Consider the following 25,265-nt stretch of genomic DNA (forward strand, 5'->3'; position numbering starts at 1 on the left):
CCGCGCCCCTCGCGGCCGCTTCGGCCGGAGGCAACGATTTCGCCGAACCGTGTGTGGCGCGCGTCACGTTCGAGTTCAATATCCTCTTGTGCAGTACGCCCAAGCAGGGGGGTCGCCCAATGACTGCTTCGCAGCGTTCAGACGCATCACACGACGCATCGCACGACACACCGCCGTCCGGTCCGCCGCGCTCCGGGGCGGGTGACGGTTCCGGCCTGCTCGCCGCACTGCTCGACGGGATGGACGCCGCGCTCTGCGCCTTCGACGCCGACGGCGTCATCACCCACTGGAACCGGGAGGCCGAGCGGATTCTCGGCTGGACGGCGGAGGAGGCCGTCGGGCGGCGGGGGCTCACCGAGTGGGCGGTGCGGGCGGCGGACGCCGAGGAGGTGGAGGCGCGGCTGCTGAGCGCGATGAAGACGCCGGGCCGCCATGTGCACGAGTTCGCGCTGGTGACCAAGGACGGCGGGCGGGTGCTGGTCCGTACCCAGTCCTCCGCGGTGCCGGGCGCGGACGGCGGCCCGGCCGGGGTCTACTGCGCGTTCAGCGAGGTGCACGCGCAGATCGACCTGGAGCGGTCGATAGCGCTCAGCGAGGCGCTGTTCGAGGACGCGTCGTGGGGCGTGGTCCTGGTCGACGTCGACCTGCGCCCGGCGGTCGTCAACGAATACGCCTCGTCCGCCCTGGGCGTCTCCGGCCCGGGGCTGCTCGGCCGCCCGCTGGGCGAGCTGCTGGAACAGGGCGTCGAGGAGCTGGAGGGCGCGCTCCAGCACGTACTGGCCGAGGGCGCCCCACTCGCGCCGGCCGAACTGTGGTTGACGCTGCGCGGCGGCGAGGGGCAGATGCCCGAGCGCCGCTGCTGGCGCAGCGGCTTCCTGCGGCTCGCCTCGCCGCTCGCCGAGGAGCCGGTGCCGCTGGGGGTGGCGTGGCTGTTCCTGGACGTGACGGAGGAGCGCCTGGCCGAGCAGCAGGGCGCGCGGCTGCGGTTCCGCGCAAGTCAGCTGCACCGGGCGGGGCGGGCGGTCGCGGAGTGCGAGGACCCGATGGAGGCGGCGACCCTTCAGCTCGACTTCGCGCTCGCGGGGTTCGCGGACCACGCGCTGATCGACGTGCTGACGGTGCCCGTGGCGCTGGCGGAGCCGCCCGTCCGGCTCGTACGGGCCGCGCTGACGCCCGCGGGCGCGCCGGGCCCGTGTCCGCCGCAGGCGCCCTGCGACATCCCGGTCGGCTACGCGGAAGGCCACCCGGCGCTGCTGGCGGTCGAGCGCTGCGGCTCGGTGCGCTCCAGCTCGCCGGGCGACTCCGACGCCGCCGCCGCGCTGTGGGCGGCGGCCCGCAAGTGGCCGGACGGCACGGCGCACGCCCTCAGCGTCGTGCTGCGCAGCAGGGGCCGCACGCTGGGCGCCGCCACCTTCCTGCGCGGCTCCTCCCGCCGCCCCTTCGACCGCGTGGACGCCACGTACGCGGAGGATGTGGCGGCCCGTGTCGCCGCGTCGGTGGATCTGGCGGCGGTGGTACGGGCGTGAGCGGGCGGTACGGGGACGGGTCCGCGGCCGGGTCTAGTGGCGGTAGAAGATCCGGTCGCCGTACTCCGTCATGATCCGGCCGTTCCACTCGTGCCCGCCGTCGATGTTGCCGGAGCGCAGCATCGGCGGGTCGATGCCGCGGGCGGCGAGGCCGCCCGCGGCCGCGGCCATGACGGCCTGGATCAGGGCGCTGGTGACGACGGTGGAGGCGGGGGCGAAGGGGGCGCTGATGCCCTCGGCGGTGAGTTCGGCGTCGCCGAGCGCGATCTTGGTGTCGAGGACGATGTCGCAGTGGTCCTTGAGGTATGTGCCGGAGACGTGCCGGGACTTGGTCTCGGTGGCGTACGCGAACGAGGTCACGCCGATGACCTTCAGGCCGAGGGCGCGGGCGTTGAGCGCCATCTCCACGGGCAGGGAGTTGCGGCCCGAGAGGGAGATGACGACCAGGACGTCCCCGGGCTGCGCGGGGCTGGTGTCGAGGACGGCCCCGGCGAGGCCGTCGACGCGCTCCAGGGCGCTGCCGAGGGTGGCCGGCATGACGTCGACGCCGACGGTGCCCGGTACGGCGAGGAGGTTCATGAGGGCGAGCCCGCCGGCCCGGTAGACGACGTCCTGGGCGGGGAGCGAGGAGTGGCCGGCGCCGAAGACGAAGAGGCGGCCGCCGTCGGCGACGGTGTCCGCGAGGAGGGCGCCGGCGGCGGCGATACGGGCGGCCTCCTCGTCGCGTACCTTCGTCAGCAGCGCGATCGCGGCGTCGAAGAACTGCCCGGCGAGCTCGGACCCGGTCGGCTCGGTCCCGGCCGATCCGGACGCGGTCGACCCGGATGCCGCGGTCGGTCCGGCCCCGGTCGCCCCGGCCCCGGTCGGTCCGGTCGGCTCGGACGCGTTGGTCGCAGCACGCGTGGCAGCACTCATCGCAGCAGGAGCCTTTCCGTCGGTGCGTACTCTGGTGGCGCGGATCACGTTGCGGTCTGGACCAGTGCCCTGTCAATACAGCCCGCGATCCTGCGCGGGGGCACGCCCGTGATCCCGCTACGACGCCCCGAATGGCTCCGGCGCCGTCGCGCGCGGTCGGCGACGGCACCGTTGTCAGTGGGATGCGTCAGAATTGAGTTCAGGGCCACCGCACGACGGATCGAGGGACACACATGTCCGGACTGATCGACACCACGGAGATGTATCTCCGCACCATCCTTGAGCTGGAGGAGGAAGGTGTGGTCCCGATGCGCGCCCGGATCGCGGAGCGGCTCGATCAGAGCGGCCCGACGGTCAGCCAGACGGTCGCGCGAATGGAGCGCGACGGCCTGGTCACGGTCGCCGGGGACCGCCACCTGGAGCTGACCGAGGAGGGCCGGCGGCTGGCGACGCGCGTGATGCGCAAGCACCGGCTCGCCGAGTGTCTGCTCGTCGACGTGATCGGGCTGGAGTGGGAGCAGGTGCACGCGGAGGCGTGCCGCTGGGAGCACGTGATGAGCGAGGCGGTGGAGCGGCGCGTGCTGGAGCTGCTGCGCCACCCCACGGAGTCGCCGTACGGAAACCCGATCCCGGGCCTGGAGGAGCTGGGCGAGAAGGCCGAGGCCGACCCGTTCCTCAACGACGGCATGGTCAGCCTGATGGAGCTGGAGCCGGGCGCCGGCGGCAAGACCGTGGTGGTGCGGCGGATCGGCGAGCCGATCCAGATGGACGCGCAGCTGATGTACACGCTGCGCCGCGCCGGAGTGCAGCCGGGCGCGGTGGTGAGCGTGACGGAGTCGGCCGGCGGGGTGCTGGTGGGCAGCAGCGGCGAGGCGGCGGAGCTGGAGGCGGACATCGCCTCGCATGTCTTCGTGGCCAAGCGCTGACGCGCCCCGGCGCTGATCCGGTCGGTGCGGCTCTTGGCTGACGCGGCTTCGGCGACGCGGCTTCGGTGACGCGACTTCGGTGACGTGTCTTCGGTGACGCTGCTTCGATGACGCCGCTTCGCTGAGGTGGCTCCGATGACGCGGCTTCGCTGAGGCGTCTTCGCAGTCGGCGCCGAGGTGTGGCCGCGGGGGCGCTCGGCCGCGCCGTCGGGCGCCTTTTCGCTGTGGTTTCGAGCGCCGACGTGCGCCAATACCCCTGATCCGAGCTGGAGTTCGCGGAATCGGCACGGCCGGGCCGTATGCGTGCCACGCTGTCGCTGAGCAGGTGCGCGCACGTGCCGTGCGCGAATGACCTGAGCTGGGGGCTGACGTGGGCGGCGCTCTGACAGCCAGGGCCCCGGCGCCTCAAGCTGCCGGGGCCCCGCCTCCCCATGCTCCCCCAAGGCGGCCTGGAGCCCCGAGCTCCCAAGGTCTCCCCTCGCGGACCCTCATCCCCGAGTGGTCCGTCTCCCGGACGAAGCCTCCCCTGGGCGGTGGCGGCCAACCCTGGCGCACGGTCACTCGAACGAGCGGTGTTGAACGGCACAACAATGCATTCGAATAAAGGTTCGATAGTGTGGGGCTGTTCGCAGTTGGAGCTGCCCGGGGGATGAATGGGGGTGCCAGGACTGATGGCGCGGCGTATCGACGTGACAGGGGTGGGTGGGGTGCGCCTCGCCGCCTGGGAATTCGCCGACCCGCCCAAGGCGGGCGGCCGGGACGGGGAGGGCGGCCGTTCCTCGGTCCTGTTACTGCACGGCCTGATGGGGCGTGCCGCGCACTGGGCGGAGTCGGCGCGCTGGCTCTCCACGCGGTACCGCGCCGTGGCCCTCGACCAGCGCGGCCACGGCCGTAGCGAGAAGCCGTCGGACGGCCCGTACACCCGTGACGCCTACGTCTCCGACGTGGAAGCCGCCGTCGAACAGCTGGGGCTCGCGCCGGTCGTCCTCATCGGCCATTCGATGGGCGCCCTCACCGCCTGGCAGTTCGCGGCCCGCCGCCCCGATCTCGTGCGGGCCCTGGTCATCAGCGACATGCGGGCCTCGGCGCTCGGCCCGGCCTCGCAGAAGGAGTGGGCCGCGTGGTTCAAGTCCTGGCCGGTGCCGTTCGCGACGCTCGCGGACGTACGGAAGTGGTTCGGCGAGGACGATCCGACGCTGGAGCGGCCCAAGCCGGCGCGCGGCGACTTCTACGCCGAGGTGATGGCCGAGCGGGCGGACGGCTGGCGGCCGATCTTCTCCCGCCGTCAGATGCTGGTCTCCCGGGCGCCGTGGATCCATGACGCGCACTGGGACGACCTGGCGCTGGTGGAGTGCCCCGCCCTCGTCGTCCGCGGCCTCGACGGCGAACTGGGCCGGGCCGAGGCCCAGGAAATGGTCCGCGTCCTTCCCCGCGGCGAGTACGCGGAGGTGCCGGACGCCGGGCATCTCGTCCACTACGACCGCCCGGAAGGCTGGCGCCTCGTGGTCGATCCGTTTCTTGCCGCCGTCGCGCCGGCCTGATCCGCGGGCGTGGCTCGTCTGCGCCCGCGCCGCCCCGCAGGAATTCAACGGGCGTTGACACCCTTCCGCGGGCGGGTGTGCACTGGAAGTCAACAGTCGTTGGCCAACAGCCGTTGGCGTCGGTAGACCTGGAGGCGACATGCCATCGCACAGCTCTCGCACCGCACGCACCGAAGAGCCCGCACCCACCGAAGGGACCGCACGCGCCGAGGAGCCCGTACGCGCCGAGGAGCCCGTACGCGCGGAGGAGGTCGTCCGTAGCGAGGAGCCCGCCCCCGCCCAGGAGGGCGCGGAGAAGGCCCCCGCGCCCGGCGTCGACGTCATCGTCGTGGGGGCCGGGCCCACCGGGCTGCTGCTCGCCGGGGACCTGGCCGCCGCAGGGGTCCGCGTCGTCCTGCTGGAGCGGCGCTCGCTGGAGTCCAACCTCTCCCGCGCCATCGCCGTGCACGCCCGCACCCTGGAGGTGCTGGACATGCGCGGCATCGCCGAAGACCTGCTCGCGACCGGCGAGTTCATCCCCACCCTGCGCGTCCTGGGCGCCCCGTTGGAGCTCTTCCGGCTGCCGACGCGCTTCGCCGGTGTCCTGATGACGCCCCAGTACGAGACCGAGCGGGTCCTTGAGGAGCGGGCCGTCCGGCTCGGGGCCGACATCCGGTACGGCGCCCAACTGCTGGCCTTCCGCCAGGACGGCGACGGCGTCGACCTGGACGTACGCACCGAGGCGGGCACGGACACCCTGCGCGCCGGATATGTGGTCGGCGCCGACGGCGTGCGCAGCACCGTGCGGCAAGCCCTCGGGCTGCCCTTCCCCGGCCGGTCCGTGCTCCGCTCCGTCATGCTGGCCGATGTCCGGCTGGGGTCCGCCCCGTCCCACTCGCCCATCGTCGCCTCGGCCCGCCAGGGCCTCTCCTTCATCGCGTCGCTCGGGGACGGCTGGTACCGCGTCATCGCCTGGAACCGCGCCGTGCAGTCGCCCGTCGACGCGCCCGTCGACCTGGCAGAGATCCGCGCCGTCACCCGCGGGGCGTTCGGCACCGACTTCGGCATGCACGACGCCCGCTGGGCCTCCCGGTTCCACAGCGACGAACGCCAGGCCCCGCACTACCGCGTCGGCCGCGTCTTCCTCGCCGGGGACTCCGCGCACGTGCACTCACCGGCCGGCGGCATGGGCATGAACACCGGCCTCCAGGACGCGGCCAACCTCGGCTGGAAGCTCGCCGCGGCCGTACAGGGGCGGGCCGGAGCCACGCTCCTCGACAGCTACGAGGGGGAACGGCACCCCGTCGGCGAGCTCGTCCTGCGCCTCAGCGGATCGATCCTGCGCGGGGTACTGCTCCGGCCGGCCCTCCTGCGCGGCGCCCGCGCCCTCGCGATAAACGCCGCGATGCGGGCCGCGCCCGTGCGGCACCGGGCCGCCATGGCGGTCTCCGGCCTCGGCATCGACTACCCGGCCCCGCCCGGCGCCCACCCGCTCACCGGCCGCCGCGCCCCCGACCTGCCGCTCGTCGGCGTGGGTAAGAGGGAAGCCGGGGGAGGCGGGGAAGGCGGGGGAGAGCCGGCGGGGGCCGGTGCGGACGGCAGGCCTACGCGGCTCCACGAGGCGCTGCGCGCGGGCGGGTTCGTACGGGTCGTGCCGCGCGCCGACAGCGGGGACGCGGATGCCGCCCTGCCGTCCGTACGGACCACCGTCAGGCGCGCCGACGCCGCGCCGACCACGCTCCTGGTGCGCCCCGACGGGCACGTGGCCTGGGCGAGCGACCGGCCGGACCCGGCCGGGCTGCGCGCCGCGCTGGCCGCCCTCACGGGAGGGGCGGGGTAGCGACCACGCCCATCGGGCCCCCTCGTACGCCGGAAGGACGAGAAATGTCCCGTCCTTCCGGGACCAAAGACCCTCTGCTGAGCTGTCTTCCCGGGCGTCTGTCTGGATGTAGGCCCGTAAGCGCCCGGAAGGCGGACCAGACTGTGCTCCCAGAGTTCCCAGCGTTCTCAGTGATCCCGGTCTTCGCCGCGTTCTCAGGGTGCTCGGGGCGCTCAGAGTTCTCGGGGTGCCCGGGGTGCTCAGGGGTCTCCGCGCTCTCAGGGCGTTCCGCCCCCGCCGCCTTCTCCTCCTCCACTGTCTTCTCCACTGCCTTCTCCTCCGCCACCCGTAGCCGTCGTCCGCCGCGATCCCCCCGAAGGCCGCCGGTAACGAGCCGTCGCCGCAGGTACGCCCGACAATGGTGGGGCACCTGAAGTCGCCCCTTTCGTCCGTACCGCCCGTACCGTCATCCGCCTGGAAGTGCCGTGCCGCCTCTCCTCACCGCGTTCCTCCGGCGCCCGGCCGCCGCCGTCGCCGCGGTGGCGACGGCGGCCGGGCTGACGACGGTGACCGGCTGCGGGACCGGGGCGGGCGGCGAACCCGTCAGCGCCGGTACGACCGCCCCGGCCGCCGCCCCGTCCCCGCTGTGGCCCGGCCGCTCCCCGGCCGCGGTGCCCACCGCCGAGCAGCAGGAGAAGGTGCCCTCGACCGTCGTCCCGGGATTCCGCCGGGTGCCCTCCGAGAACATCCGCGAGGTCGACCCGCTCGCCGTGATCAAAGCCGAACTGGCCGCCCACCCTCACGAGGCCACCGGCGCGGACGGGATGGACGCGGCGACCGAGCACAGACTGGCCGCCTGCTCCCCCGGGAAACCGGGCTGCCCCCTCCTCGCCCCCGTCCACCGGGACATCACGGGCAACGGCAAGGACGACCTGATCCTCGGCTTCGAGATGGAGGACGGGCTGCTGGGGCTGCGCTGCTACACCTTTGTCCACGGAGTGCTCACCCGCATCATGGCCACCGCCGTCCGGCCCACTTCGGTGGAGGTCGCGGGCCGCGACATCATCGTGTGGGAGCCCTCGTCGACCCCCAACTACGCCATCCGCTCCGTGTACTCCTGGGACACGCACCGCGACTACATGGAGCTCCAGAGCGACGAGATCCGGCGGACCGACGCCTCGGGCCGGCCCACGACGTCGGCGCGCCGATGACAGCCCGGAAGCCGCAGTCGCAGTCGCAGCCGCAGCCGCAGCCGCAGTCGCGGCCGGTGAAGCGGCGGTGGGCCCGGCCGAAATGGCTGCGGCTCGCCCGGTCCGGCTCCCTCTACGCGAAGTTCACGCTCTTCCTCGCCGTCATGTGCTGCATCGTCGCCGCCGTGCTCGGCACCCTCGTGCACGTCATCGTCACCCGGCAGACCGTCCACCAGGCCCGTTCCGAGGCCCTGTCCCGGCTCGACGTCGCCACCCGCTCCTACGTCGCCGGCGACCGGATGCGCCCCGAAGCCTCCCTCGACTCGCCCGAACTCCCCGGGCCGCTGCGGCGGATGGCGCTGCGCGGCGAACGCGGCACGGCCCTCGGCTCCTTCGAGGGCGACCCCGCCATGTGGGCGGCGGGCCCCGCCGACGGCAAGGCGCTGACCGTGAAGATCGACTACCGGCGCAGCGCCGAGACCATCAGCGGCCTGGACCGGGCCATCGTCGTCTCCTCGGCCCTGGCGATCGTCGGCACCCTGGTCATCGGGGTGTTCGCTGTCTCCCGCGTCACCCGGCGGCTGCACCGCACCGCCGATGTGGCCCGCCGGATCAGCGCGGGCGACCTCGACGCCAGGGTCGCCGACCCGCGCACCACCGACCTCACCCGGCAGCAGGACGAGGTGGCCGCCGTGTCCGCGGCGCTGGACGCCATGGCCGCCACGCTCCAGGCCCGGCTGCAGAGCGAACAGCGGTTCACCGCCGATGTCGCCCACGAACTGCGCACCCCGCTCGCCGGGTTGCAGGCGTCCTCGGACCTGCTGCCGCCGGGGCGGCCGACCGAGCTCGTACGGGACCGGGTGCAGGCGCTGCGCCGGCTCACCGAGGACCTGCTGGAGATCTCCCGGCTGGACTCGCTCACCGAGCGGGCCGACCTGGACGCGCACCAGCTGGGCCGGCTGGCCGAGCGGGCGGTACGGGCCTCCGGACTGCCGGCCGAGGTGCGCGTCGTGCGCGACGCGTGCGTGATGACGGACCGGCGGCGGCTGGAGCGGGTGCTCGGCAACCTGCTCTCCAACGCGCATCGGCATGGGCGGCCGCCGGTCGTGGTGACCGTGGACGGGCCCGTGATCACTGTTCGCGATCACGGGGAGGGGTATCCGGGGTATCTCCTCGACCATGGTCCGCAGCGGTTCCGTACCGAGCCGACGACGGCGTCCCGGGGGAAGGGGCATGGGCTGGGGCTGACGATTGCCGTGGGGCAGGCGCGGATCATGGGGGCGGAGCTTGCGTTCTCCAACGCCACTGTTGCCGGGGGCGGGGCGGTGAGTACGCTCCGGTTGCCGGTCGGGCCGCGGTAGTTCCGGGGTTACCGCCCCTGGGCCTTGGTGTCCTCAATCGCCGGACGGGCTGGTTGGGCTGGGTGCTGGTTGTCGCGTGCGGGCGGTTTGTCCGGCTGGGCTCGGGTGGGTGGGGTGTGCGGGCTCAGGTGTCCTCAATCGCCGGACGGGCTGATTGGGCCGGGCGGCGGCTATCGCGTGACCGGCGAGCTCGTTGGGCTGGTTGGGCTGGGTGTTGGTTGTCGCGTGCGGGCGGTTTGTCCGGCTGGGCTCGGGTGGGTGGGGTGTGCGGGCTCAGGTGTCCTCAAGCGCAGGACGGGCTGATCGGGCTGGGGCCGGTGTTCCCGTACGTGGCTGACATGGCTGGGCCCGGGCAGCGAATGCCCGGGCCCAGCGCGTAGCGAAGCAGCGGGTGTCAGCCCTTGCTCACCGCCATCAGGATTTCCGGGAGGCGCTTCGCCACCTGGGGGGCCGCCACGCGAAGGCCCGCGTAGGCCGCGGCCAGGCTGTATGCCGCGCCCACGGGGAGCACCAGCCACAGCAGGTCGTGCGCGCCCGACAGGTGGAGCCAGAGGGTGAGGCCCAGGACGGGGGAGGACAGGAGCGCGCCGACGAGCATGCCGCCCACGGCGCTGAGCGAGGCGATGCCGGCCTGGCCCGGTACGACGTTCTTGTTGCCCTCCGAGGGGATGGAGTACGGGGCCAGCGCCGAGGACAGCGCGCCCGTGGCCACCAGGGAGCCGAGGAGCGCCAGGGCGATGCCGTACGCCTCGGGGAACTCGGACCACTGGTGCAGCGACGCCGCCGCGCCGACCACCACCGCGGATACGTACGGCACGGCGATCAGCGCGATCGTCAGGGCCCGCGCCCGCAGCTCCACGAACGCGTCGCGCGGCGTGGAGATCGTCGAGGCGACCATCCAGAAGGCCGAGGTGTCCTGCCCGAACTGGTTGTACATCTGGAGGCCGAGGAGGCCCGCCGCCCAGCACGCCGTGTAGACGCTGCCGCCGCCCTGCACGGCCGAGACGAACGGGAGCAGCAGCCCCACGCCCAGGGCCGCCGCCCAGGACATCTTGGTCTTCGGGTCGCGCCACGCGTAGCGCAGCGACCGCAGCATGACCGTGCCCGTACGCCCCGCGGGCAGCAGGCGCAGCAGCCCTCGCTCCGCCGGCCGGCGGGAGGTGTCCTTCTCGACGGCCTGGAGGGTGGAGGAGTCCGGGGAGGTCATCAGGGTGGTGAGCGTGCGCTGCCACCACCACAGCAGCAGGACGAGCGCCAGCACGGTCAGGGCCAGTCCGGCGGCGGCCCGGCCGTACGAGCCCTTGCTCGTGGCGTCCACGGCGTCGAGCGCGGAGGCGGGCGGCAGCCAGCGCACCACCGTGGCCAGCGGTTCCAGGACGCCGAGCCCGTCGGGGCCGGTCAGCTTCTGGACGCCGAGGTTCACGCCCTGCGCGCCGAGCGCGATGAACAGGCCGCTGAGGACGGCCAGGTCACGGCCGCGCCGGCTGGTCAGCAGCCGGACGTTGGCCGTGGCGACGGCGCGTGCCAGCGCCACGCAGACCAGCGCCACCAGCAGTACGGCGAGGACGCCGACGACGGTGGCGGCGGCGCCGTGCGCGAGGGCGATCACCGAGCCGATGGCCACGGCGAGGGTGAAGACGGGGCCGATGCCGATCATGGAGGTGACCAGCATCGAGATGATCAGGGGGCGCGGCCGCAACGGCAGCATGGCCAGCCGGGTCGGGTCGAGCGTCTCGTCGCCGGAGGGGAAGAACAGCGGCATCGCCGCCCACCCCAGCGCGACGATCGTGATGAGCAGGACGACGAGGGCCGCCGCGTGGCCGTGGCCGCGCAGCGCGACGAGGCCCAGCAGCACCCCGGCCGCGAAGAGCAGCGTGAGGACGAGCGAGGTGACGTAGACGGCGGTGCGGCCGGAGGACTGGCGCAGGCCGTTGCGGAGCAGCGACAGCTTCAGCCGTACGAAGACCGGGGTCAGGGACGGGGCCCCGGCGGGGGCCGGGACGGCGCCGGTGGGCGCGGGGGCCGTGGACATGGTGCTCATCGGGCGCCGCCGCCCAGCCAGTCCAGGTTCTGCCGCCCGGCCAGCCGCCGGTTCGCGCCGACGAGTTCCAGGAACGCGTCCTGGAGGCTGGGCGCGTCGCCCCGCACCTCGGCGGTCGGGCCCTGGGCGCGGATGCGGCCCGCGGCCATCACCGCGACCCATGAGCACAGGGACTCCACCAGTTCCATCACATGGCTGGAGAAGACGACGGTCGCGCCCGATTCGGTGTAGCGCTCCAGCACGCCGCGGATGGTCTGCGCGGAGACCGGGTCGACGCCCTCGAAGGGCTCGTCGAGGAAGAGGACCTCGGGGTTGTGCAGCAGGGCGCAGGCGAGTCCGATCTTCTTGCGCATGCCGGTCGAGTAGTCGACGACGAGTTTGTGCTGTGCGCCGGCCAGGTCGAGTACGTCCAGGAGCTGGGTGGCGCGCGTGTCCACCTCGTCGCCGGGGAGGCCGCGCAACCGGCCGGTGTAGGCGAGGAGTTCGCGGCCGGAGAGCCGTTCGAAGAGCCGCAGCCCCTCCGGCAGCACGCCGATCCGCGACTTGACCGCGACGGGGTCCTGCCACACGTCGTGGCCGCCGATCTCGACCCGGCCCGAGTCCGGCCGGAGCAGCCCGGTGACCATGGACAGGGTCGTCGTCTTGCCCGCGCCGTTGGGGCCGACGAGCCCGATGAACTGTCCGGCGGGGAGTTCCAGGTCGATGCCCGCGACCGCGACCTGTTCCCCGAACTTCTTCCATAGGCCGCTGATCCGCACGGCGGCCGCGCTCGTGCCCGTACCCGCGCCTGTACCTGGGGCCGCGCCCGTACCTGGGCCCCCGCCCGTACCCGTGCTGGTCCTGCTCCCGTCGGCCGTGGCCGCGCCTTCGCCGGCCGCTGCGTCCTGCACCACTGTGATGCCCCCTCGTTCCCCGTCGACTGTTCACAGGGGACGGCACCGCCCCCCGGGGGCCAACCCTAGGCGGGAGGAGAACACACCGTCACGGAGCCGAGGGCGGCGCGGGCCGGCCGTGCCCCGGGGGCAGGGCCTCAGCGCCCCCGCGCCGCCGCGGCCTCGCGCCCGCAGGCGTAGGCGAGGGCGCTGATCAGCTCCTCGGTGTCCGGCAGCCAGCGGTTGGCGGCGGTGGGCTGGCGGGCCCACTGCACCGAGCCGTGCGAGCCGACGCGGGTCGGCGGCGCCGCCACGTAATCGCCCTCGCCGCGCGCCACGAGGTCCAGCGACGACGGCGGCCAGCCCAGCTGCCGCACCAGGCCGGGGACCTTCGGGGCGCCGCCCGGCAGTACGAGGAAGAGCATCCGGCGGCCCGGCGTGCAGGTGATCGGCCCCAGCTCGATGCCCATGCGCTCCATGCGGGCCAGTGCCAGGCACCCGGCGGTCTCCGGCACGTCCAGCGCGTCGAAGGCGCGCCCGGTGGGCAGCAGCACCGAGGCGCCGGGCTGCCCGGCCCACAGCCGGCGGGCGCCGACCGCGCTGCCGGTGGCCTGGGTGGCCCAGTCGGGGCGGGCCGGATGCGCCCCCGGCGCGGGGCAGTCCAGGTCGCGGCAGGAGCAGTGCTCGCGCCCCTGGCCGGCCTCCAGCCAGGTGCCGGCGAATACGTCCCAGTGCCGCTCTTCCGCGTACCGCACCGCGGAGTCGAGGGGCTGTTCGCCGCGTTGCGCCGGGATATGCGGGGCCGTTACTCCGATGGTCTTTTCCACGTTCATCACAACTCCCCTTGTCACCAGGGGTTACGGCCCGCTCGCGGCTCGGGCGCGGTGCATCGTTACGGCACGTGGGGCGCACGGATGCACGCCCGGGGGCGCAGACGGGGCCGCGCGGTCGTCAACGGGTAGCCACCTGCGAGACGTTCGTCCGCACAGGCACAGGCACAGGCACAGGCACGGACCCGGACACAGACACGGACGCGGACGCGGGCACGGACGCGGGCACGGGCACGGTCATCGGGCACGACGGCACCGGGCACAGGAACCGAGCACACGCACCGGGCACGTTCATCGGGCACAGTCGTCGGATACGGATACCGATCACGGGTTTCGCCCCGGATCGGCAAGCGCGGTCATTACGGGCAAGTCCCGCATTCTCCGGACATCTTCGGGGCAGTGATCTCGCCATACGGACTTCACAGGGTGCGCGGCGCTCGTCGCGGACGCACAGCAGTCACAGGGGGTACACACCATGGCCGCACGGCCACTCGTGGCGCGGCAGCCGAACGAACGGCTGCAGGCGCTCATCCAGGAAGCCGGCTGCTCCAACGCCGGTTTGGCGCGCCGCGTCAACATGTGCGGCGCCGAACACGGCCTCGATCTGCGGTACGACAAGACCTCCGTCGCCCGCTGGCTCCGCGGCCAGCAGCCCCGCGGCCGGGCCCCCGCGATCATCGCCGAGGCGCTCGGCCGCAAGCTGGGCCGCACGGTCACGATCGACGAGATCGGCATGGCCAACGGCAAGAACCTCGCCTCCGGCGTCGGCCTCCAGTTCTCGCCGACCGTCGTCGGGGCCATCGACCAGGTCTGCGAGTTGTGGCGCAGCGACGTCGGGCGGCGCGACTTCCTCAGCGGGTCGTCCGTCGCCGCCTCCGCGCTGGTGGAGCCCAGCCGCGACTGGCTGATCACCGGCGCGGACCCGCAGGTCGCCCGGTCGGTCGGGGCGCGCGTCGGCGGGGCCGACGTGCAGGCCGTACGGGCCACCACCGACGCCCTCGTGGAGCTGGACCACCGCTACGGCAGCGGCCATGTGCGGCCGGTGGTCGTCCACTATCTGAACAGCGTCGTCTCCGGGCTGCTGGGCGGCTCGTACCGGGAATCGGTGGGGCGTGAACTCTTCGGCGCCGTCGCGCGGTTGACGGAACTGGCCGGATACATGGCGGTCGACACCGGACAGCCGGGGCTCGCCCAGCGCTACTACATCCAGGCGCTGCGCCTCTCCCAGGCCGCGGGCGACCGCGGTTACGGCGGCTACGTACTCGCCGCGAGCATGAGCCATCTCGCCGCCTCGCTCGGCAATCCGCGGGAGATCGCACAGCTCGCGCGCGCCGCGCAGGAGGGGACGCGGGGCCATGTCCCGCCGCGGGCCGAGGCGATGTTCCTGGCGGCCGAGGCGCGCGGGCACGCGCTGCTCGGCGACTCCCGGGCCTGCCAGGCCGTCGCGGGCCGGGCGTCGGCCGCCCTGGAAAAGGCGGACAGCGAAGGCGAGTCGGGCGACGACCCGGTCTGGATCCGCCACTTCGACCACGCCTATCTGGCGGACGAACTGGCCCACTGCCACCGCGACCTCTCCCAGGCCGAGCCGGCCAAGCGCCGGGCGGAGGAGGCCCTGGCCGGCCATCCGGAGGGGCGGGTGCGCCGCCGTGCCATAGGGCTGCTGCTGCTGGCCACCGCGTATGTGCAGCAGCGCGAGATCGAGGAGGCGTGCCACGCGGGCACCCGCGCGGTGGAGCTCCTCGGCACTCTGCGGTCCAACCGCGGCGTGGAGTATCTGGACGACTTCCAGCAGCGGCTGGAGCCGTACCGTGATGAATCCGTTGTACGGGAGTTCGGCGCCCGGCTGGAGGTGCGGGCGGCGTAGGGACTTCCCGGCGGTTGTCCGTGCGGGGCCGTGCGGGGCGGGTTCTCGGGGCGGCCCCGGTCGGGGGCCGACGGGGACGAGACCGTTACGAGGTCAATGGTCGAGCGTTATCGTCACCCGGTAGCGTGAGCCGACGATTCCGTAAGTCCCGCACAGGTTGAGGAGCCCCGGTGACGCAGAGCGGACAGGGAAACGAGCCGCAGCGCCCAGCGGCTCCGCCCACGCGGCCCGCGTACGAGGGCATCGTGCTGCCCGCCGACGGCGAACCCTTCAACCCCGCCGACCAGCAGGCCGCGCCGGCCACCGGCCGGCCGTGGGACGAGCCTTGGGGGCCGGACGCGCAGGCCGCCCCCGGCCGGGGCGGGTATCCGGGGCAGGGCGCGCACCACGCGGGAGGCGCGCAGAGTGCGCAGGACTCCGGCTCGTACGGTGCTCCGGCCTATGACGCGTACGGCCCGCCGCAGCCCGGCTACCCCGCGCCCGGACAGGGCGCGCAGCAGGGCGGCATGCCCCCGCCGTACGAGACCCCGGGGCCGTACGCCCCGCAGCCGCCCGCGCACAGCGCGCCGCTGCCGCCGCAGGCCGGCCAGCTCGCGCCGACCGGTTACGACTCGCCGCCGCAGCCCGGCTACGCGCCGCAGGGGCAGCCGCCCCAGGGCGGCGGCGGGCGCCGCAGGCGCGCCGCGCCGCCCGAGCAGCAGGGTCTGCCCGCCGCGCCGCTGCCGCCGCAGGCCGGCGAGCCCGCGCCCCCCGGGTACGGGCACCAGCAGCCCTCGCACGCGGGGTACCCGGCGCCCGGCTCGGCCGAGGAGACCCGGGTGCTGCCCCCGCAGGCGTCGGCGGAGTCCGACGCGACGCAGTTCATCCCGCCGGTCGGCGGCGGCGCGATGCCGGGTGCGATGCCCGGGGCCATGCCCGGCGCGATGCCGCAGCCGGGGGCGTCCGATGCCACGCAGCTCATTCCGCCCGTCGGCGGCGGGTCCCTGCCGCCCGAGCAGCCCTCGCACGGCGGCGGGCCGATGCCCCCGGCCTTCCCCGCGCACGGCGGCCAGGACTCCGCCGCGGACTCCACCCAACTGCTGCCCCCGCAGGGCGGCGGCCCGCAGCCGGGCGCCGGATTCGGCTCCGAGTCCACGCAGTTGATCCCGCCCGTCGGGGGCGGCGGGCCGCAGCAGCCCGGCACGGCGGCGTTCGGTGTGCCGCCGGGGGCGCCCGGCGCTTCCGGCGAGCGCCAGCCGCCCGCCGAGTTCGACGGCCTGTTCCGGTCCGACAGCGCGCAGCCCCCGCCCGGACCGGCCCCCTCCACGCAGCAGTTGCCGTACCTCGACGACAAGGCGGCGCAGAGCCGGTTCGGCCAGGGACCGGGCGGCCAGGGCCCGGGCGGTCACGGGCCGGGCGGCCCCGGCCCGTACGGTCAGGGGCCGTACGGCCAGGGGCCCGGCGGACCGGCCCCCGGCCAGTTCGGCCAGGCCGGGCACGAGCCGCAGGGGCGGCCCGAAGGCGGCGGACGCCGCCGCCGGATCACCCCCCTCGCGGCGATCGGCATCGTCGTCGCGTGCTGCGCCGTCGCGGGCCTCGGCGCGGGCGCGCTGCTCAGCGGCGGTGACGACGACAAGGACAGCGGCAAGAAGAGCAGCGACCAGGCCGGGCAGAACCCGGGCCCCGACACCGGTGGCAAGTCCGGGGACGGGGACGGGAAGCCGGCCGACCCGGCGGAGCCCCAGGCGAAGGCGCTGGACGCGCTGCTCAAGGACAGCAACAACAGCCGCGACGCCGTGATCAACTCCGTGGAGTCGATCAAGTCCTGCAAGAAGCTCGACAAGGCGGCGGCCGATCTGCACGGCGCGGCGGGCCAGCGCGGCGACCTCGTCGCGCGCCTGGACCGGACGCCGATCGACAAGCTCCCCGGGCAGGCCGCCCTCAAGGCTCAGTTGAAGAAGGCGTGGCAGTCCTCGGCGGCGGCCGACAACCACTACGCGGCGTGGGCGGGCAAGGTGGGCGGCAAGCACGGCTGCCACAAGGGCAAGGCGCGCACCACCGGCGAACTGGGCCAGGCCAACAAGGCGAGCGGGGACGCCACCGAGGCCAAGAAGCAGGCGGCCACGCTGTGGAACTCGATCGCGAAGAAGTACGGCCTGACCCCGCGCCAGTACACCCAGCTGTGACGGAGGGGCGCCGGGTGACCGGCGCGCGACGGATGGTGACCGCCGGGTGAGAGCGGGGTCCGGATGGCGCTCCGGGGCGGAGAACGTACGATCGATCACCGTGCAAGGTTCGGAGAAGTCTTCCCGTCGCGGCCGCCGCTCGACCACCATGGGTGGCATGCCCCTCAATGACATGCCGTGGTGGCGCTGGCGCGCGAACGCGCGCTCGGCGCTGCACATGCTCGCCGACCCGGCCTTCCAGCGGGAGTGCTGGCTCCCTGCCCTGGAGGGGTACGGAGACGTCACCGACGCCGTATACCGGCTGGTCGAGGACACCTGGCTGGACAACTGGTCCGCCGAGAAGTACGTCGGGACGATCTTCCGCGACCAGACCGAGGCGGCGCTCGTCGACGCGGCCGTGCTGCGCGTACTGCGGATCATGCACCAGGTGGGCGCCGACGCCCCGGTCTCCGCCTATCTGGAGCACGAGGCGTGGCCGGACGCCGTAGGGGCGGCCCGGGAGGCGCATGTGCGGCTCGCGGTCAACGACGGGGACGACCCGGACACGGCGCCGCGCTCGCTGGAGGTACTGGCGATCGTGACGCGCGTGGTGTGACGCCCCTGTGCGCTTCTCACGCTTCTCGCGCTCGGCGGCTCAGGTGCGCTCCTCGCGTCTGGCGGTCCCGGTGCGCGCTCCCCGCGCTCGATGGCCCCGGTGCGGTCCTCGCCGCTCAGCGGTTCCGGTGCGACCCTCGCCGCTCAGCGGTTCCGGTGCGACCCTCGCCGCTCAGCGGTTTCGCTGTGACCCTCGTCGCCCGGCGGTTTCGGTGTGATCCTCGCCGCTTGACGCCGCCGGTGGGGTCCGAGCGGCCCGGCGGCCCTGCCGGGTATGCGACGCTTCTGGGTTATGAGTGATTCGCAGCCCGTCGCCCCCGAGCAGTATGTCCTGACCCTGTCCTGCCCGGACAAGCAGGGCATCGTGCACGCCGTGTCCAGCTATCTGTTCATGACCGGCTGCAACATCGAGGACAGCCAGCAGTTCGGCGACCACGACACCGGGCTCTTCTTCATGCGGGTGCACCTCAGCGCCGAGCCGCCGGTGACGGTGGACAAGCTGCGGGCCAGCTTCGCGGCCATCGGCGACTCCTTCCAGATGGACTGGCAGATCCACCGGGCCGACGAGAAGATGCGCGTCATCCTGATGGTCTCCAAGTTCGGCCACTGCCTGAACGACCTGCTCTTCCGCTCCCGGATCGGCGCGCTGCCCGTCGAGATCGCGGCCGTCGTCTCCAACCACACGGAGTTCGGCGAGCTGACCGGCTCGTACGGCATCCCCTTCCACCACATCCCGGTGACCAAGGACAACAAGGCACGGGCCGAGGCCGAGCTGCTGGAGCTGGTCCGCGCCGAGAACGTCGAACTCGTGGTGCTCGCCCGCTATATGCAGGTGCTCTCCGACGACCTCTGCAAGGCGCTGTCGGGCCGGATCATCAACATCCACCACTCCTTCCTGCCGAGCTTCAAGGGCGCCAAGCCGTACCACCAGGCGCACGCCCGAGGCGTGAAGCTCATCGGCGCGACCGCCCACTATGTGACGGCCGACCTGGACGAGGGCCCGATCATCGAGCAGGAGGTGGAGCGCGTCGGCCACGACGTGACCCCGGACCAGCTCGTGGCGATCGGCCGCGACGTCGAGTGCCAGGCGCTGGCACGCGCGGTGAAGTGGCACGGCGAACACCGCGTCCTGCTCAACGGCCGGCGGACGGTCGTCTTCGCGTAACGCCCCCGGCGCTTCGCGTAACCGCCCCGCCCCTCTCTTCCGTGTGACCGCCCCGCCCTTCTCTTGCGCGTAACCGCTCCCGGCTCCGACGCGCCCCGTCAGAGCCGGGACAGCGACGCCGCCGCGAAGAGCACGTCCCGGATCGCCTCGCGGTCGCCGTCCTGGCCCGCGGCGGCCTCCTCCGGGGAGACGTGGCCCGCCGCCAGCTGGCAGAACTCGACGCCGTCCAGGGCGATATGGGCCACCGACTCGGCGGGCGTGCCGACCGCGGCGGGGGAGTCCAGCGCGATGTACCAGTTGCCGCCGCCGCTGCCCTCGATCTCCAGGTGGAGCGTACGGCCGGGCGCGCCCACCAGGACCGGGCCGCGCGCGGGGGGCGCCAGGCCCGAGCGGCGGCGCTGCGCGAGGACGCCGGGCAGCAGCCGGGCCGCGAGGTCGATCATGCGGTTGAGGTGGGCCGAGGACGGCGGGTCGTACGGGTAGTCGACGGCGTCGGCGATGTCCCCGGCGTGCACCCAGCACTCGAAGGCGCGGTCGAGGAACGAGTCGCGCAGCGGAAGCGTGAACCGGCCGTACGACACGTCGAGCCCGGCGGCCCCGCGGCCGGCGAACGACACCGTCCGCAGCAGCGAGTGGCCCTGGTCGCGCCAGGCCGTGCGCACCGCGGCCGCCGGGAGCGGTTCACCGGCGGCGGCCGCCGGTTCCGCCGCCCAGTACGCCTCCGTACGGGCGGTGGGGGAGCCCTCCTCGCCGCCGGGCAGCGGTTCGGCGAGGCCGAGCGAGGCGGCGACGAGGCCGTCCACGGTCATGAGGTGGCCGATGACCCCGGCGACCGTGGTGCCGCGCCGCAGGGTCCGCCGCCCCTCGAACCACCGCAGGCTGACCGGCGCCCGCCACTCCGCCTCGCCCATGTCCCGCAGCAGCGCGTCGAGCCGGGCGGTCTCGGCGTCGTACGGAGCGGCCCAATCGGGCACCGGGATACGGGCGGGGCGGCGGCCGAGGCACCCTTCGAGCACGCGGGAGCGGAGCATCGGATCGAGGTCGAGGTTCTCCTCGGGGTGCAGGAGCCCCACGGCGTCGCGCAGGCGCACGGCCTCGTCGGCGCAGGCCGCGCACTCGGTGAGGTGCGCCTCGACGTCGAGGGTCTCCTCACTGGAGCAGGCGGCCAGGGCCCAGGCGCCGAGCAGCGACTTCAGCACCTTGTGCGTCCGGGGCGCGGGCCGGGGCCCCGGCCCGGGCCGCCGGGGTGCGGGCGCGGGCGGGGGCGGCCCCTGTGACGGCGTGGTGCCCGGGTCCGGGGCTGGGGCGGGGGCTGGGGCGGGTGGTTGCGTGGGGTACGGCCAGTGGGCGCCGTCCTCGGGGGCCGCTCGCGGCGGCGGTATGCGCGGCGGCGTCGCGGGGCCCGGGGAGCCGCGGGTGCCGTCGCCGGGTGCGCCGTCGCCCCGGCCGGGTCCGGGCGCACCGCCGCCCGGGCCGTCGCCCCCGTTCTTCTTCCCTGAGCCCGACCCCGACCCTGACCCCGACCCCGGGCCCGTACCGCCCTGGTCCCAGGAGTCGTCGTCGGGCTCCCAGCGCCCGGGTCCGCACCGCTCGTTCACAACGCCCTCCCGTAACCGGGCGGCGGGACGGAGCGGGACGAGTGGTGGGCCGTGGAGAGCAGCTGGAGGCCCAGGCGCAGCCGGCGGCGGGCCTCGTCCTCCGTGACGCCGAGGTCGGCGGCGGCCTGGCGGTAGTCGAGGCGGCGGAAGTAGGCGAGTTCGAGCGCGGCGCGCAGGGGCGCGGGCATGGAGGTGACGATGTAGTCGGCGCGGGCGGCGGCGGATGCCTCGCGGACCTTCTCCTCGACTTCCTCGGGGGTGCCCTCGCCCCGCAGCTCGTCCTGGCGCAGCCGCTGGACGGAGTGGCGGTGGGTGATCTTGGCGATCCAGGAGCGCAGGGAGCCCTGCTTCGGGTCGTACGAGTCCGGGTTCTCCCAGACGTGGCCGAAGACCTCACGGGTGACGCGGTCGGCGGCCTCTTCGTCGTGGAGCACCCGGTGGGCGAGGCTGTGCACGAGCGAGGCGAAGCGGTCGTAGAGCTCTCCGAGCGCTGCCGCCTCGCCCCGCGCGAGCCGCTGCTGCATCATGCGGTCCCAGCGGGGTGGTGCGTCATTCGTCATGCGGCCCCCATCCCTTCACCTCTGGCTACCCGTCCTGCCCCGCGCTACCCATGGGTACGGAGCCGATTCGAGGAACCCGCTCCGAACCGTGCCGTGCCCTCCCCGGCAGCTCCCGATCAGCTTCCGGGCAGTTCTCGGCAGCTTGTGCCCGCGCTCACATACTCATCGAATGTAGTGCGAGCCACTGACAACGCGCGTCGATTTGCGGCAAAGTGCACGCTCGGCCGACTCCGGATGGTATAAGTCCGGTCACTTTGGGTGGGTTGTCGCTGATCGACCCAGATCGTTCCTGCCTGAATAGGCCGATGAGTTATGCGGGTGTGACCGGATCTTTGGGGTTTCTGTACCTGAGGTGGGCATAGGGTCGTCACGAGCCCTTTACGCCGCACGGTGTTTCATGAGGGAGCGGCCGGGCAGCCGCAGTCGGGGAAGGGCCCGTTCCGGGCAGCCGCCGGACAGCGAGCGACAGGGCGACCGAGCGAAGGGGCTTCGAGCGCGTGACGTTGAAAGTGATGGAGGGCGAACAGGGCCATTGGGCCGTGCTGCAAGTCTCCGGTGAGATGGATCTGGTGACCTCGCCGGCGGTCCGGCAGCACGTCCACGACGCGGTCGCCGAGGGGCGCCGGAGCCTGGTGCTCGACCTCGGAGAGGTCCGCTTCTGCGACTCCAGCGGCGTCGGCGTGCTCATCGCCGCGCGCCGCCTGATGCGGTCCTGCCAGGGCCGGCTGCGGCTGATCCTGCCCGCACAGGGCGCGGTCGACGGCTCGCACGTCAACCGGGTGCTCTCCGCACTGGGTGTGCGCCGCCTCTTCGAGGTCTACCCGGACCTGGCGACCGCCACGGACGAGGCCGCGGAACCGCTCTCCGCCTGACCCTCGCCCGACCTCCGCCCGATCTCCGCCTGGGCGGTGGCGCGGGGCGGTGACGGCTCGGAGCGGCCGGGCCCTGCTCGTACCGGCGCGCGGTGCTACGGACCCGGCACTCGGCTCGTACGACGCGCGCGATGGACCCGGCTCGCGCCACCCGCGCCACGGCCCTGGCGCCCGGCTCGCGCTACGCGCCCGGGAACTCGGCCCGTACGACGAAGCCGCCCTCGTCCGTCGGGTAGGCATCCAGCGTCCCGCCGAGGCTCTGCGCCCGTTCGCGCAGCCCCACCAGGCCGTGGCCGCCGCCCGGCAGCCCCGGCGCGGGCGCCGCCGCGTCCGGGGGCCCGTTGCGGATCTCGACCAGCAGCCCGGCCCCGTCCGGCTCGCAGGCCCGGACCCGTATCCGTACCCGCGCGCCCGGCGCGTGCTTGCGCACATTGGTCAGCGCCTCCTGCACCGTGCGGAAGGCCGCCCGCTCCACCGCCTCGGGGCAGCGGCCCGCGGGGACCGCAGCCTTCCCGCCGGCCGTGCCGTCCTCGTACGCGACGTCGAGCGCGCTGACTTCGATCAGCCGCGGCAGGTCGGCGAGGCGCGGCTGCGGGGCCAGTTCCTCGGCGTCGCCGCCGGCCGCGCGCAGGATGCCGACGAGGTGGCGCAGCTCGTCCAGGGTCCGTACGCACAGCTCGCGGATCGTACGGGCGCCGTCGCGCGCCGCCGGGTCCGCCGTGCTGATCTGCACGGCACCGGCCTGGAGGCTGATGAGGCTCACCTGGTGGGCGACGACGTCGTGCATCTCGCGGGCGAGGCGGGCGCGCTCGGTGGCGACCACCTGGCCCGCCAGGAGCCGGTCCTCGCGCGCGCGGCTGCGGGTCAGCTCGGCGAGCCGGGCGGCGAGTTCACGGCGGGTGCGGGTGAGCAGCCCGAGGGCGAGCGGGGCGGCGGCGGTGACGCACGCGTCGACCAGGTAGAGGGCCGTCCGGCGGGGCTCGTCCCAGGTCAGCTCGGAGAGCGGATACGGCAGGAAGTGCGCGAGCGCCAGCAGCACTCCGGCGGTGGCGAGGAGCCGCCGGTCGGTGCGGCGGGCGGCCACCGTGTAGAGGGCGATCATCGGCGCGAACCAGATGTAGCCGATGTAGATCCCCGGCAGCGTCGCCGCGAACACCGTGACCGGGAACCGCCGCCGCCACAGCAGCACCGCGGCCGCCGCGAGCGAGACGCCGAGCTCCAGACCGAGGTCGACGCCGTTGACGAGCACGGCGTCGGCGACCGCGAGCAGCACGGGCACGACGACGGCCCCGCGGCCCGCGCACCGGCCGTCGAGCCACCGTCCGCCGCGCCGCCCGGTCAGCCGCTGGGGCTCCTTCACCACGTCGGTCGTCTCACGGCGGGCGCGGCGGGTGCTGCGGGCAGCCGGGGTTCGGCGCCCGCCCGTGCCCCGTCCCTGATCACGCCGGCGGCACGGTCGGCGAAGGGCGGCCCCGCACCAGACCCGTCACCAGGCCCGCGCGGTCCGCGACGATCGCCGCCTGGACGCGGTTGAGGCCGCCGAGCTTGCCGAGCACCGCTCGTACGTGGTCCTTGACCGTGCTCGGCGCCAGGCCCATGCGGTCGGCGATCCGGGCGTTGGCCAGGCCCGCGCCCACGTGGGTGAGGACCTCGCGTTCGCGCGGGGTGAGCCCCCGCACGGCCTCGGCCGCGCGCGTCTCCGCGCCGGCCGCCAGATAGCCGCCGATGACGGCGCGGGTGACGCCGGGGTCCAGGACGCTGCCGCCCGCCGCGAGGGTCCGTACGGACCGTACGAGCTGTTCCGGGTCGGTGTCCTTGAGGAGGAAGCCCGCGGCCCCGGCGCGCAGCGCCGCCGTGAGGTACTCGTCGGCGTCGAAGGTGGTGAGCATCGCCACGGCCGGTGGCAGCCGTTCCGCGCGCAGTCGGCGCAGCACGGTGAGCCCGTCGACCTCCGGCATCCGGATGTCGAGGAGGACGACGTCGGGCGCGCAGCCCAGCACGGTGTCCACGGCCGTGCCGCCGCCGCACTCCGCGACCACCTCGATGTCCGGGGCCGTGCCCAGGATCATCCGCAGCCCGGACCGGACGAGCTGTTCGTCGTCCACCACCGCTACTCGGATCACCGGCCGTTACCTCTCCTCTGTCGTGCGTGTCGTCTGCCGTCGAGGCCGTCCGCTGTCGAGGCCGTCCGCCGTCAAGCCTGCCGCACCCGCGCGCGAAGCGGAGCGGGCGTCTCCGGCCGGGGCGCCCGCCGACCGCCCGCCGACCGCCCGCCGACCGCCCGCCGACCACCTGCCGACCACCCGCGGGCGGCCCGGTGCCCGCACCCGCGCGCCCGTCCGACGCGCGCCGCGCACCGGCGCACCCCCGCCCATCGGCGGGGGTGATCCAAGACCCGCGGCGGATTCCGTGCCAGGGAACCCTCCGGCAGAGTGCTGTCCATGCTGCACCATGCCGGAGGCCGGTCCAGGCCGTCCGACCGCGGGCGGCGCCGTCGTGCCCTCGGGCGTACCGCGGCGGCTCTGGCGGTCATGGGCGTCTGTGCCGGGGCCACCACGGCATGCGTCGGCGACGAGTCGCAGGCCGCCGCGTCCCCCACAAGCGGCGGCCTGTCCGTCTCGTACGAGCCCGTGAAAGGCGGCCACGCCAAGGGCGGCGATGCCAAGGGCGGCAGCGAGAAGGGCCGGGCCTTCCTCATGGAGCGCCGCATCCCCGAGCGGGTCGCGCGGGCGGTCGGCGAACGGGTGCGGCTGCCGTCGGACGTCAAGATCGTCGCCAGGTCCTGCGGCGACTCCGAACAGGACGTGTACGACGCCGAGACCGGCCGGATCGTCATCTGCTACGGCTCCGTCGCAGAGATCCACGGCATGTTCGAGGAAGCGCTCAGCGACGGCGGCGACGACGAGAACAGCCGCCGGGCCGTCGACGCCAAGACCGCGGGTGTGCTCACCGAGACCCTCTACCACGAGATCGCGCACGCACTGAAGGACAAGCTCCACCTGCCGGTCACGGGCCGCGAGGAGGACGTCGCCGACCAGTTCGCGGCGTACAGCCTCATCCCGAGGGGCGCCTCGGGCGTCGCGGCGATCCTCGACGCCGCCGAGAGCTACACGCTCTACGCGCGCGACACCGACCCCGAGGACCTCGACTTCTCCGACGAGCACTCCCCGGACGCCGCCCGCGCCGCCAACTACCGCTGCTACGTCTACGGCTCCGCCCCGGCCCGCCACAAGAAGCTCGTCGACGGCGAAACGCTCACCAAGGACCGCGCCGAGCTGTGCGAAGGCGAGTACCGAGACCTGCGCCGCGGCTGGGACGCGCTCCTGGCGCCGTACCGGGTCAGCCGCTGACCGGAGGAGGCCGCCTACAGCGCAGACTCCTACAGCGGAGACTCCTACAGCGCAGGCCGCCTCCAGCGCAGGCCACTCACGCCGGAGCTGTCCGCAC

The 25,265-nt window shown here is 74.1% G+C and carries 20 protein-coding genes; 12 read left to right on the plus strand and 8 right to left on the minus strand.

Annotation, left to right across the window (positions count from 1 at the left end; translation table 11 throughout):
* Window positions 1-119 precede the first annotated feature (119 nt).
* On the plus strand, window positions 120-1,526 hold the full coding sequence (locus AC07AB_RS10935; protein ID WP_478563439.1) for a PAS domain-containing protein: 1,407 nt from the start codon (window positions 120-122) through the stop codon (window positions 1,524-1,526).
* Window positions 1,527-1,559: 33 nt separating this feature from the next.
* Here AC07AB_RS10935 and AC07AB_RS10940 read toward each other — a convergent pair whose 3' ends face one another.
* Window positions 1,560-2,441 (minus strand): SIS domain-containing protein, encoded by an 882-nt coding sequence (locus tag AC07AB_RS10940; protein ID WP_478563442.1) that lies wholly within the window; start codon window positions 2,439-2,441, stop codon window positions 1,560-1,562.
* 233 nt (window positions 2,442-2,674) lie between these two features.
* Here AC07AB_RS10940 and AC07AB_RS10945 point away from each other — a divergent pair, with 233 nt between their 5' ends.
* From AC07AB_RS10945 to AC07AB_RS10965, 5 genes are all read left to right on the plus strand, one after another.
* Window positions 2,675-3,367: an iron-dependent transcriptional repressor DtxR gene (locus AC07AB_RS10945; protein WP_363131608.1), complete on the plus strand. Its 693-nt coding sequence runs from the start codon at window positions 2,675-2,677 to the stop codon at window positions 3,365-3,367.
* Between the two features lie 671 nt (window positions 3,368-4,038).
* The gene (locus AC07AB_RS10950; protein WP_478563445.1) at window positions 4,039-4,908 is read left to right on the plus strand and encodes an alpha/beta fold hydrolase; all 870 of its coding nucleotides are present in this window, start codon (window positions 4,039-4,041) and stop codon (window positions 4,906-4,908) included.
* A 139-nt stretch (window positions 4,909-5,047) separates the two neighbouring features.
* Window positions 5,048-6,727: an FAD-dependent monooxygenase gene (locus tag AC07AB_RS10955; protein WP_478563448.1), complete on the plus strand. Its 1,680-nt coding sequence runs from the start codon at window positions 5,048-5,050 to the stop codon at window positions 6,725-6,727.
* A 464-nt stretch (window positions 6,728-7,191) separates the two neighbouring features.
* On the plus strand, window positions 7,192-7,917 hold the full coding sequence (locus tag AC07AB_RS10960) for a hypothetical protein (RefSeq protein WP_478563451.1): 726 nt from the start codon (window positions 7,192-7,194) through the stop codon (window positions 7,915-7,917).
* Window positions 7,914-9,257 carry an ATP-binding protein gene (locus AC07AB_RS10965; RefSeq protein WP_478563454.1) on the plus strand — a complete coding sequence of 448 codons (1,344 nt, stop codon included), beginning with the start codon at window positions 7,914-7,916 and terminating at the stop codon, window positions 9,255-9,257. Before AC07AB_RS10960 ends, AC07AB_RS10965 begins: the two co-directional genes overlap by 4 nt.
* A gap of 394 nt (window positions 9,258-9,651) precedes the next feature.
* Here the strand turns inward: AC07AB_RS10965 and AC07AB_RS10970 are convergent, their stop codons facing one another.
* The 3 genes from AC07AB_RS10970 to AC07AB_RS10980 form a co-directional block, all read right to left on the minus strand.
* Entirely contained in the window at window positions 9,652-11,289 is a 1,638-nt protein-coding gene (locus AC07AB_RS10970; RefSeq protein WP_478563617.1) for a transporter, read from the minus strand.
* Window positions 11,290-11,294: 5 nt separating this feature from the next.
* The gene (locus AC07AB_RS10975; protein WP_478563457.1) at window positions 11,295-12,191 is read right to left on the minus strand and encodes an ABC transporter ATP-binding protein; all 897 of its coding nucleotides are present in this window, start codon (window positions 12,189-12,191) and stop codon (window positions 11,295-11,297) included.
* Between the two features lie 137 nt (window positions 12,192-12,328).
* A complete protein-coding gene (locus AC07AB_RS10980) occupies window positions 12,329-13,003 on the minus strand; it encodes a bifunctional DNA primase/polymerase (RefSeq protein ID WP_478563460.1) in 675 nt (224 codons plus the stop codon).
* Between the two features lie 472 nt (window positions 13,004-13,475).
* Here AC07AB_RS10980 and AC07AB_RS10985 point away from each other — a divergent pair, with 472 nt between their 5' ends.
* The 4 genes from AC07AB_RS10985 to purU all read left to right on the plus strand — a co-directional run bounded on the left by AC07AB_RS10985 (window position 13,476) and on the right by purU (window position 18,788).
* On the plus strand, window positions 13,476-14,864 hold the full coding sequence (locus tag AC07AB_RS10985; protein ID WP_478563463.1) for a transcriptional regulator: 1,389 nt from the start codon (window positions 13,476-13,478) through the stop codon (window positions 14,862-14,864).
* Between the two features lie 170 nt (window positions 14,865-15,034).
* Window positions 15,035-17,029 carry a hypothetical protein gene (locus AC07AB_RS10990; protein WP_478563466.1) on the plus strand — a complete coding sequence of 665 codons (1,995 nt, stop codon included), beginning with the start codon at window positions 15,035-15,037 and terminating at the stop codon, window positions 17,027-17,029.
* 94 nt (window positions 17,030-17,123) lie between these two features.
* Window positions 17,124-17,624, plus strand: coding sequence for an SCO4402 family protein (locus AC07AB_RS10995; protein ID WP_478563620.1), 501 nt, complete (start codon window positions 17,124-17,126; stop codon window positions 17,622-17,624).
* A gap of 291 nt (window positions 17,625-17,915) precedes the next feature.
* The gene (gene purU, locus AC07AB_RS11000) at window positions 17,916-18,788 is read left to right on the plus strand and encodes a formyltetrahydrofolate deformylase (RefSeq protein ID WP_478563468.1); all 873 of its coding nucleotides are present in this window, start codon (window positions 17,916-17,918) and stop codon (window positions 18,786-18,788) included.
* Between the two features lie 98 nt (window positions 18,789-18,886).
* Here purU and AC07AB_RS11005 read toward each other — a convergent pair whose 3' ends face one another.
* Both AC07AB_RS11005 and AC07AB_RS11010 read right to left on the minus strand, forming a co-directional pair.
* Window positions 18,887-20,170: a maleylpyruvate isomerase N-terminal domain-containing protein gene (locus tag AC07AB_RS11005; RefSeq protein ID WP_478563623.1), complete on the minus strand. Its 1,284-nt coding sequence runs from the start codon at window positions 20,168-20,170 to the stop codon at window positions 18,887-18,889.
* Window positions 20,171-20,382: 212 nt separating this feature from the next.
* Complete coding sequence (locus tag AC07AB_RS11010; protein ID WP_478563471.1) at window positions 20,383-20,946, minus strand: sigma-70 family RNA polymerase sigma factor; 564 nt, start codon at window positions 20,944-20,946, stop codon at window positions 20,383-20,385.
* A 512-nt stretch (window positions 20,947-21,458) separates the two neighbouring features.
* On the opposite strand from AC07AB_RS11010, the gene AC07AB_RS11015 reads away from it, so the two are divergent.
* Complete coding sequence (locus AC07AB_RS11015) at window positions 21,459-21,818, plus strand: STAS domain-containing protein (protein WP_478563625.1); 360 nt, start codon at window positions 21,459-21,461, stop codon at window positions 21,816-21,818.
* A gap of 181 nt (window positions 21,819-21,999) precedes the next feature.
* Here AC07AB_RS11015 and AC07AB_RS11020 read toward each other — a convergent pair whose 3' ends face one another.
* The gene (locus AC07AB_RS11020; protein ID WP_478563474.1) at window positions 22,000-23,181 is read right to left on the minus strand and encodes a sensor histidine kinase; all 1,182 of its coding nucleotides are present in this window, start codon (window positions 23,179-23,181) and stop codon (window positions 22,000-22,002) included.
* A 76-nt stretch (window positions 23,182-23,257) separates the two neighbouring features.
* Window positions 23,258-23,941 carry a response regulator gene (locus AC07AB_RS11025; protein WP_478563477.1) on the minus strand — a complete coding sequence of 228 codons (684 nt, stop codon included), beginning with the start codon at window positions 23,939-23,941 and terminating at the stop codon, window positions 23,258-23,260.
* A gap of 318 nt (window positions 23,942-24,259) precedes the next feature.
* On the opposite strand from AC07AB_RS11025, the gene AC07AB_RS11030 reads away from it, so the two are divergent.
* Window positions 24,260-25,168 carry a DUF4344 domain-containing metallopeptidase gene (locus AC07AB_RS11030; RefSeq protein ID WP_478563480.1) on the plus strand — a complete coding sequence of 303 codons (909 nt, stop codon included), beginning with the start codon at window positions 24,260-24,262 and terminating at the stop codon, window positions 25,166-25,168.
* The last annotated feature ends 97 nt before the right edge of the window (window positions 25,169-25,265 follow it).

It is taken from the genome of Streptomyces sp. NPDC044033 (assembly GCF_056434425.1).

Bases quoted from the DNA above. Each gene is read 5' to 3' on its own strand.
- AC07AB_RS11015 (WP_478563625.1), top strand. From the start codon at position 21,459: ATGGAGGGCGAACAGGGCCATTGGGCCGTGCTGCAAGTCTCCGGTGAG.
- AC07AB_RS10940 (WP_478563442.1), bottom strand. From the start codon at position 2,441: ATGAGTGCTGCCACGCGTGCTGCGACCAACGCGTCCGAGCCGACCGGA.
- AC07AB_RS11030 (WP_478563480.1), top strand. From the start codon at position 24,260: ATGCTGCACCATGCCGGAGGCCGGTCCAGGCCGTCCGACCGCGGGCGG.
- AC07AB_RS11010 (WP_478563471.1), bottom strand. From the start codon at position 20,946: ATGACGAATGACGCACCACCCCGCTGGGACCGCATGATGCAGCAGCGG.
- purU (WP_478563468.1), top strand. From the start codon at position 17,916: ATGAGTGATTCGCAGCCCGTCGCCCCCGAGCAGTATGTCCTGACCCTG.
- AC07AB_RS10985 (WP_478563463.1), top strand. From the start codon at position 13,476: ATGGCCGCACGGCCACTCGTGGCGCGGCAGCCGAACGAACGGCTGCAG.
- AC07AB_RS10950 (WP_478563445.1), top strand. From the start codon at position 4,039: ATGGCGCGGCGTATCGACGTGACAGGGGTGGGTGGGGTGCGCCTCGCC.
- AC07AB_RS10970 (WP_478563617.1), bottom strand. From the start codon at position 11,289: ATGTCCACGGCCCCCGCGCCCACCGGCGCCGTCCCGGCCCCCGCCGGG.
- AC07AB_RS10965 (WP_478563454.1), top strand. From the start codon at position 7,914: ATGACAGCCCGGAAGCCGCAGTCGCAGTCGCAGCCGCAGCCGCAGCCG.
- AC07AB_RS10945 (WP_363131608.1), top strand. From the start codon at position 2,675: ATGTCCGGACTGATCGACACCACGGAGATGTATCTCCGCACCATCCTT.
- AC07AB_RS10955 (WP_478563448.1), top strand. From the start codon at position 5,048: ATGCCATCGCACAGCTCTCGCACCGCACGCACCGAAGAGCCCGCACCC.
- AC07AB_RS10935 (WP_478563439.1), top strand. From the start codon at position 120: ATGACTGCTTCGCAGCGTTCAGACGCATCACACGACGCATCGCACGAC.
- AC07AB_RS10980 (WP_478563460.1), bottom strand. From the start codon at position 13,003: ATGAACGTGGAAAAGACCATCGGAGTAACGGCCCCGCATATCCCGGCG.